Here is a 499-nt window from a genome sequence, read left to right as displayed (position 1 = left end):
GCCCACTGCATCAGACCCGGGAGCGATAATGGACGCTTTTGCCGCCGATTTTGCCCGTTCCTGCGGCTACGCCGGCGACAGCCTGGCCTTGCTTGAAGCCTTCGAAGCAATCCGTCGCAGCGGCATCGCCCACGCCCGTCAGGATCACGTCAGGCGCAAGGCGGTGATCGACGAGTTGAAACCGTCGGAGGCGCTGTTCCTGGCCGCTATCGGTCCGGCACTCTCGGCGCAGGAGGTAATCGAGGACGCCGCCCGCTTCATAGCCTGCTGGCGCAACATACCGCGCTGGCGCCAGGAGCGGCGCCTGCCCGACCTGATCAGGGCCAAGCAGCAGCGCCTGGTGGCGCGCTATTTCCGCCGCCATGGCCACAGGCTCTGGGCAAGGGAAGCGGTGTGAGGACTGGACCAGCCATTTGCGGGTTCCATCAGCCATTTTTTCTTTCTAGACTGCGCAGGGGTGGCTGACCGTTCGACGTGCATAGTTTGGAATGTTCAAGAC

General features: G+C 63.5%; 1 protein-coding gene. It reads left to right on the top strand.

Annotated features, from left to right (window positions below; translation table 11 throughout):
* The coding region (locus tag ENZ74_RS33955; RefSeq protein WP_245471071.1) for a hypothetical protein at positions 1-397 on the top strand (397 nt) is incomplete at its 5' end.
* Positions 398-499 lie beyond the last annotated feature (102 nt).

This window comes from Mesorhizobium sp. M7A.F.Ca.CA.002.15.2.1 (genome assembly GCF_003998715.1).
GTDB classification, from domain to species: Bacteria; Pseudomonadota; Alphaproteobacteria; order Rhizobiales; family Rhizobiaceae; genus Mesorhizobium; species Mesorhizobium ciceri.
The sequence above is the reverse complement of the archived record's forward strand: the minus strand, read 5'-3'. Positions and strand labels throughout refer to the sequence as shown.